Genomic DNA, 7215 nt, shown 5'->3' with positions numbered 1-7215 from the left:
AGCTGATCGATGAGACCCTGCGCGACAGGGAGATCGAGTACACCCGCTCCGGCGAGGACACCTTCGTCGTGGTGCTGCCCGGCGAGCGCAAGCTGAAGACGAGCGTGATGCTCACCGTGGGCAAGCACGGCCTGCGCATCGAGTCGTTCGTCTGCCGCAAGCCCGACGAGAACTTCGAGGGCGTCTACAAATTCCTGCTGCGGCGCAACCGCAGGCTCTACGGCGTGGCCTACACCCTGGACCGGGTCGGCGACATCTACCTGGTCGGCCGGGCCGCGACGCACACCGTCACCGCCGACGAACTCGACCGGCTCTTCGGTCAGATCCTCGAGGCGGTCGACTCCGATTTCAACGTGCTGCTCGAGCTCGGCTTCGCCGAATCCATTCGCAAGGAATGGAAGTGGCGCGTCTCGCGCGGTGAGTCGCTGAAGAATCTGCGGGCCTTCGAGCACCTGGTAGACGCCGCCGACAAGCCGTAAATTCTCTGCGATGACGGTTCTTGCGTTGGATATCGGCGCGACCAAGTTCGCGGCCGGTGTGGTGGACGGACTCGACGTGCGCGACGTGCGCCGGGCCGACGTGCCACCCGAGGAGGTCTGGGCGGCCTGTCGCGGCCTGCTGCTCGAGGTGGCGGGGGACGCGACGATCACCGCCGTGGGCATCGGCTCGGCCGGACCGGTCGACGTGCGCACCGGCCTCACCGCCCCGCTGAACATTCCCGAATGGAAGTCCGGCTTCGCCATCGTCGCCGCGGTGCAGGAGCTTTTCCCTAGTGCCACCATCGAATTCGCCATCGACGGCGCCTGCCTGGCGCTGGCCGAGTACCACGTCGGAGCGCTGCGCGGGGTGCCGAACGGCCTGGCGCTGACGGTGTCGTCCGGGATCGGCGGCGGGATCATCGCGGACGGCCGGGTCGTCATGGGACGCACCGGCAACGCCGGGCACATCGGTCATATCGTGGTGCCGGGCTGGGACGTGCCGTGCCTGTGCGGCGGCGTCGGCTGTGTCGAGGCGGTCGCTAGCGGAATGTCCTCGGTGCGCTGGGCCGTGGGGCAGGGCTGGCGCGGCGCGACCGGTGTGCAACTGGCCGAGGACGCGCACGCCGGGGACGAGATCGCGCTCGCGGCGCTGCACCGGTCGGGCACCGCGCTCGGTCAGGCCATCGCCTCGGCCGCCGCGCTGCTCGACGTCGACCTCGTCGTCATCGGCGGCGGCTTCGCGCAATCCGGTGCGCCGCTGTGGGATCCGATGCGCGCGGCGCTGGAGCGGCACGCGCGCCTCGACTTCACCCGTGGGCTGCGCGTGGTCCCGTCCGGCATCGCCCACGGCGCCACCCTCGTCGGCGCCGGTGTGCTCGCCGCAGGGCACGCCACCGTCGCCGACACCGTCTGAAAGGATGTCCCGCATGACCTACACCCTCGTGCTGCTGCGCCACGGCGAGAGCGAATGGAATGCCCTCAACCTGTTCACCGGCTGGGTGGACGTGCACCTGACCGACAAGGGCATCGCCGAGGGCAAGCGCGCGGGGGAGCTGCTGGCCGAGCACGGCATCCTGCCCGACGTCGTCTACACCTCGCTGCTGCGCCGCGCGATCAGCACCGCCAATATCGCGCTCGACGCCGCCGACCGGCACTGGATCCCGGTGATCAGGGACTGGCGCCTCAACGAGCGCCACTACGGTGCGCTGCAGGGCAAGAACAAGGCGCAGGTCCGCGATAAGTACGGCGACGAGCAGTTCATGCTCTGGCGCCGCAGCTACGACACCCCGCCGCCGCCGATCGACCCGGACGACGAGTACAGCCAGGACGGCGATCCGCGCTACGCGGGCATCGAGGTCCCGAAGACCGAGTGCCTGCTCGACGTGGTGAAGCGCATGGTGCCGTACTGGGCGGACACCATCTCCAAGGACCTGCTGACCGGCAAGACCGTGCTGGTCGCCGCGCACGGCAACTCGCTGCGCGCCCTGGTCAAGCACCTCGACCAGATCTCCGACGAGGACATCGCCGGTCTGAACATTCCCACGGGCATCCCGCTGCGCTACGAGCTGGACGAGAACCTGCGTCCGGTCCGTCCGCGTGAGTACCTGGACCCCGAGGCGGCCGCCGCGGGCGCCGCCGCCGTCGCGAACCAGGGCGGTAAGTAACCCGCTCGTCAGAACACCGCGCCGCGTCCCTGCTGGGGCGCGGCGCGTTGTATGTGAACCTCTATTTCGGAAAAAGTACGTGTTACCTCTTGTCATTACCGACAAGTAAGTATGTACACTCGGTCGACTGACCAGCCCGAGAGGTAGATCACGCCTGATGAAGCACGTGTTGCGCGCAACCGTCGCGGCAGTTGCCGCCGCCATGCTCGTCCCCTTCCTCACGAGCGGCGCCTCCGCCGCGCCGACTCCCACCGGCCCCGACGGCGGCGCCGCGGGCGCGGCCTGGGCGGCGACCCAGGACGGTCCACAGCAGTACCCGAACATCAACATCCAATGGGACGTCCCCATCACGGTGAGTGACGGCACCGTCCTGAAGGGCAATGTCTACCGCCCCGCGGACGCGTCGGGCAGGCCGATCGATACGCCGACGCCGACCGTCGTCAACCTCACGCCGTACACCAAACTGGTGTCGAACCTGGCCGATCAAGCGCAGTCCATCCCCGGCCTGTCCGACGCGCTGCTCGGCCTGTTCCGCGAGATCGATATGAGCGGCACCCCGCTGTCCGGCGTCACGGACCTGACCAAGGCCTTCGGCGGCGGCGAGCTGCGTAACTTCACCGTCGACCGCCAGCTCATCAAGAGCGGCTACGCGCAGGTGGTCGTCGACGTGCGCGGCACCGGCTTTTCCCAAGGCACCTGGGACATGCTGCGCCAGCGCGAGCAGCAGGACACCGTCGAGGTGATCGACTGGGCCGCCCGCCAGCCGTGGTCCGACGGCCGCATCGGCATGAACGGCATTTCCTACTCCGGCATCAACCAGGTGCAGGCCGCCGAGAAGCGTCCCGCCGCGCTGAAGGCGATCTTCCCGGTGGTGCCCGGTAGCGACCTGATGAACGACGTGCTCGCCCCCGGCGGCGGCTTCGGCTTCAACTTCATCCCGCTCTGGCTCACCGCCATCAACGGGCTGAAGCTGGTGCCGGATCTGGCCTCGGTGCTCAACGGGCAGTTCGACACGCAGTGGCTGGCCGATCGCGTGCGAGATCCGTTGACGTTCATGGACGTTCTGCTCAACGTCTACACCACCGCGCGCATCGACGACCTCGACCCGCGCGCCAAGGAGCTGCTCACCGGCTCCTCCCGCCCGCGCGAGGGCTGGCTGAGCGATCCGTCCAAGATCCAGGTGCCGACCTTCGTCACCGGCGGCTGGCACGACCTGTTCACCTACTCGGAATCGAAGATTTACAACGAGATTCCGCTGCCCGCCGGCCAGAAGCAGCTGCTGATGGGCAACACCTACCACCTCAACTCCGGCAACGAGTACGCCAAGCCTGGCCTGCCGCCGCGGCTGGACGTGCTGCAGCGCGCGTGGTTCGACAAGTGGCTCAAGGGCATCGACAACGGCATCGACGGCTACGGCCCGATCACGTTGCGGCAGCAGGGCGGTGGCTGGATCACCACCGACTCGTTCGCCGCGCCGGGCGAGAACGCGGGCGCGCAGGCGGCCGAGCACCGGCGGATGTACCTGTCCGCCAACCGGAGTGGCACCGCGAACAGCGTCTACGACGGATCGCTCACCGCGGCCGCCAACGGCGACACCGCCCGGCTCACCATCGCCCCCGGCCTGACCAGCCTGTGCTCCAACGACGCGGCGCAGGGCACCGCGGGCGTGCTGTCGATCATCGACGGCTGCGCGAAGGACTCGCGGATCGAGGAGACGAACGGGCTGACCTTCACCAGCGCGCCGGTCGCCGAGCCGACCACCATCTCGGGCCGGATCGCGGTGCGGCTCAACACCGTTCAGGACGCCGCGGACGGCTACTGGGTGACCACCGTCAACGACGTCGCGCCGGACGGGCAGTCCACCGTGCTGTCCTCCGGTCAGCTGATGGCCTCGCTGCGCGAGATCGACGACGCCAACAGCAGCAGGTCCGCCAACGGCGACTACACCGACCCGCGGCCGTTCACCTCGCTGGATCACCGGCAGCCGACGGTGCCGGGGGAGGCGACGACCCTGGACATCACCCTGCCCGCCACCGAGGCGATCCTGCAGCCGGGCCACCGCCTGCGCGTGGACGTCTACGCGGGCAACTTCCCTAAGGGCCTGCCGATTCTGCCGATGTTGCTGGACACCGGTTTGAAGGCGCAGCACGTGCAGCTCGACCCGGATCGGCCGAGCTTCGTGAACGTGCCGGTGCGCGGCAATCCCGGTTGGTGATTCCGGCGTAGAACCCGCGAAGGGCGTCTTCGTTTCGAGTTCCTCGAGCGAAGGCACCCTTCGTGTTTCGGCACATCGCCCAGTCGCCGGGCGATCGCTTGTGACACTGCACGATAATTCGCTGATCTGCGGCGAAGCGCGGACAGCCGCCGTTTCCCTCCCTACGGTTAGAGAGCATTTGTTTCCCGAAGAGAGTGGATCCAATGAGGTATGCGCTCCGGACCGCAGCGTTGTTCGTCGCGGCGGTGGCCCTGGCCCCCTTCCTTTCACCCTCGGCCGCCGCGTCCCCGGCCGGGCCGGACGGCGGCGCGGCCGGTGCGGCGTGGGCCGCCACCGAGGACGGCCCGCAGCAGTATCCGAACGTCTTCATCGAGTGGGACGTGCCGATCACCATGAGCGACGGCACCGTCCTCAAGGGCAACGTCTATCACCCGGCCGACGCGGCGGGACAACCGATCTCGACGCCGACGCCGACCATCGTCAACCTGACGCCCTACACGAAACTGGGCTCGATGATCGCCGACAGCATGATCTCGATTCCCTGGCTGTCGGACGCGGTGCTGCAGGTCGCGCGCGACGTCGACCTCTCGGGTACGCCGTTCTCCGGCATCACCGATCTCACCAGGGCGCTCGGCGGCGGCCTGCTGCGCAATTTCACCGTGGACCGTCAGCTGATCAAGAGCGGGTACACCCAGGTCGTCGTCGATGTCCGGGGAACCGGCTTCTCCCAGGGTGATTGGGACCTGCTGCGCTATCGCGAGCAGCAGGACACCGTCGAGGTGATCGACTGGACGGCGCGGCAGCCGTGGTCCACCGGGGACATCGGCATGAACGGCGTCTCCTACTCGGGGCTGAACCAACTGCAGGTCGCCGCCAAGAACCCGCCCGCGTTGAAGGCGATCTTCCCGGTGGTGCCGAGCCGGAATCCGTTCCGCGACTTGGTCGCTCCGGGCGGCGCGATCGGCGTCACCTTCATGCCCGCCTGGCTGCTCGCGGTCAACGGCGCCAAGCTGGTGCCCGATCTCGCGTCGGCGGCTCGCGGGCAGTTCGACATGCGGTGGCTGATGGATCGGCTCGCCGATCCGTTCACCTTCCTCGACGCGCTGCTGAACGTGCTGGTCACCCCGCAGATCGATCAGCTCGACCCCAAGGTGCAGGCGCTGCTGCAGGCCGACAGTCCGTTCCGGCAGTCGTGGGAGACCGATCCGACCCGAATCACCCTGCCTACCTTCGTGACCGGCGGCTGGCACGACGTGTTCGTCAACTCGCAGGCCGACGTGTATCAGCGAATTCCGTTGCCGCCCGGCAAGAAACAGCTGTTCATGGGCGGCGGCTACCACATCAGCAACGGCAACGAGTCCGGCCGCCCCGGCCTGCCGCCGCGGATGGACGTGCTGCAGCGCGCCTGGTTCGACAAGTGGCTCAAGGGAATCGACAACGGCATCGACGAGTACGGCCCGGTGACGCTGCGTCAGCAGGGCGGCGGCTGGATCACCTCGCCCTCCTTCCCGCAGCCCGGCGTCGAGTATCGGCGGATGTACCTGTCCGCCGCGCCGAGCGGGACCGCGACCAGCGTGCACGACGGTTCGCTGTTCGGCGCGCCGAGCCCCAGCCTCGACACGCTCACCGTCGCACCGGGTTTGACCGGGGTGTGCTCGCGCGACCTGGCGCAGGAGTCCGCGGGCGCGACGTCGATCATCGACGGGTGCAGCAAGGACTCCCGGATCCAGGAGCTCGGCGGGCTGACCTTCACCAGCGCGCCGGTCGCCGAGCCGACCACCGTCTCCGGCCCGATCGCGGTCCGGCTCAACACCGTGCACGACGCGACCGACGGCTACTGGACCGTCACGGTGAACGACGTCGCCCCCGACGGGCAGTCGTCGGTGCTGTCCTCCGGTCAGCTGGTCTCCTCGCTGCGCGCCATCGATGAGGGACGCAGTACCCGCCTGTCCAACGGCGACTACACCGACCCGGTGCCGGACCTGTCGCTCGACAGCAGGCAGCCCGTCGTGCCGGGAGAGCCTACGGCCCTGGACATTTCGGTGCCGGGCATCGAGGCGGTGTTGCAACCGGGCCACCGGCTGCGCGTCGACGTGTACGCCGGGAACTTTCCCAGAGGTTTGCCGCCGATGCCGCTGCTCGTCGAGAGCGGCCTGCGCCCGCAGCGGCTACTGCTCGACCAGAACCAGCCAAGTTTCGTGAATCTTCCGGTGCGCGGTAACCCGGGCTGGTAAACCGTAACCCGGTCTGAGCGTGCACTTATCGCGCATCAAAGCTCGAACTCGCGGGGTATGAGCGAATAGTGCACGCTCAGGCCGGGCGCCCGAATCAGTCCACCACCGCGAACGCGTGCTCGAGTGGCGGGAAAATCGCTCGGGCATCTTGCCCAGCGAACCACAGCCCCACGGTGAACACCGACACCGCCTCCAGATACCTCGCCCGGTGCAGCCCGCCGGCCGGAATCGGTTGCAGCTTCAGGTCTTCGGTCAGCGTCGCGACCCGGCGCAGTGCATCCGGGTCGTCACCGCAGAGCGGCACGGCGAGCCTGCGTCCTTCGAACACGCGGGTGTCCGACTCCCACACCTCGGCGGCGCAGACATTGAACGCCTTCACCACGTGCGCCCCCGGCGCCGCCGCCGCGATGCGCTCGGCCACAGCGTCTTCGGCGAGCACGAACGCCGTCGCGCCCTCGGGTGCGGCGGTGTCCGGCGCGAAGGCGTTGGTGCAGTCGATGACGGTCCGTCCGGCGAGCAGCGCGCCGACCGAGCCCAGCACCTCCGCCAGTGCGCCGACCGGGAGCGCGAGCAGCACCGCGTCCCCGAAACCGGCGGCCTCGCCGATGCTCCCGGCCCGCGCC

The 7215-nt window shown here is 68.7% G+C and carries 6 protein-coding genes; 5 read left to right on the top strand and 1 reads right to left on the bottom strand.

What is annotated here, in order from left to right:
• Positions 1-2 precede the first annotated feature (2 nt).
• The 5 genes from ON39_RS30375 (at position 3) to ON39_RS30355 (ending at position 6592) form a co-directional block, all read left to right on the top strand.
• Positions 3-479, top strand: a complete 477-nt coding sequence (locus ON39_RS30375) for a type III secretion system chaperone family protein (protein WP_051187342.1) — start codon at positions 3-5, stop codon at positions 477-479.
• Between the two features lie 10 nt (positions 480-489).
• On the top strand, positions 490-1392 hold the full coding sequence (locus ON39_RS30370; RefSeq protein WP_040739446.1) for an ROK family protein: 903 nt from the start codon (positions 490-492) through the stop codon (positions 1390-1392).
• Between the two features lie 13 nt (positions 1393-1405).
• Positions 1406-2143, top strand: coding sequence for a phosphoglyceromutase (locus ON39_RS30365; protein ID WP_040739445.1), 738 nt, complete (start codon positions 1406-1408; stop codon positions 2141-2143).
• 157 nt (positions 2144-2300) lie between these two features.
• Entirely contained in the window at positions 2301-4358 is a 2058-nt protein-coding gene (locus ON39_RS30360) for a CocE/NonD family hydrolase (protein ID WP_040739444.1), read from the top strand.
• 203 nt (positions 4359-4561) lie between these two features.
• Complete coding sequence (locus ON39_RS30355) at positions 4562-6592, top strand: CocE/NonD family hydrolase (RefSeq protein WP_040739443.1); 2031 nt, start codon at positions 4562-4564, stop codon at positions 6590-6592.
• Between the two features lie 94 nt (positions 6593-6686).
• On the opposite strand, the gene ON39_RS30350 is transcribed toward ON39_RS30355, so the two are convergent.
• On the bottom strand, positions 6687-7215 hold a 529-nt coding region (locus ON39_RS30350; RefSeq protein WP_040739442.1), incomplete at its 5' end, for an NADPH-dependent F420 reductase.

Origin of the sequence: Nocardia tenerifensis NBRC 101015, from assembly GCF_000308715.1 — a bacterium.
GTDB classification, from domain to species: Bacteria; Actinomycetota; Actinomycetes; order Mycobacteriales; family Mycobacteriaceae; genus Nocardia; species Nocardia tenerifensis.
The sequence above is the reverse complement of the archived record's forward strand: the minus strand, read 5'-3'. Positions and strand labels throughout refer to the sequence as shown.

Coding starts and splice junctions, on each gene's coding strand:
- ON39_RS30360 (WP_040739444.1), top strand. CDS start 2,301: ATGAAGCACGTGTTGCGCGCAACCGTCGCGGCAGTTGCCGCCGCCATG.
- ON39_RS30365 (WP_040739445.1), top strand. CDS start 1,406: ATGACCTACACCCTCGTGCTGCTGCGCCACGGCGAGAGCGAATGGAAT.
- ON39_RS30370 (WP_040739446.1), top strand. CDS start 490: ATGACGGTTCTTGCGTTGGATATCGGCGCGACCAAGTTCGCGGCCGGT.
- ON39_RS30355 (WP_040739443.1), top strand. CDS start 4,562: ATGAGGTATGCGCTCCGGACCGCAGCGTTGTTCGTCGCGGCGGTGGCC.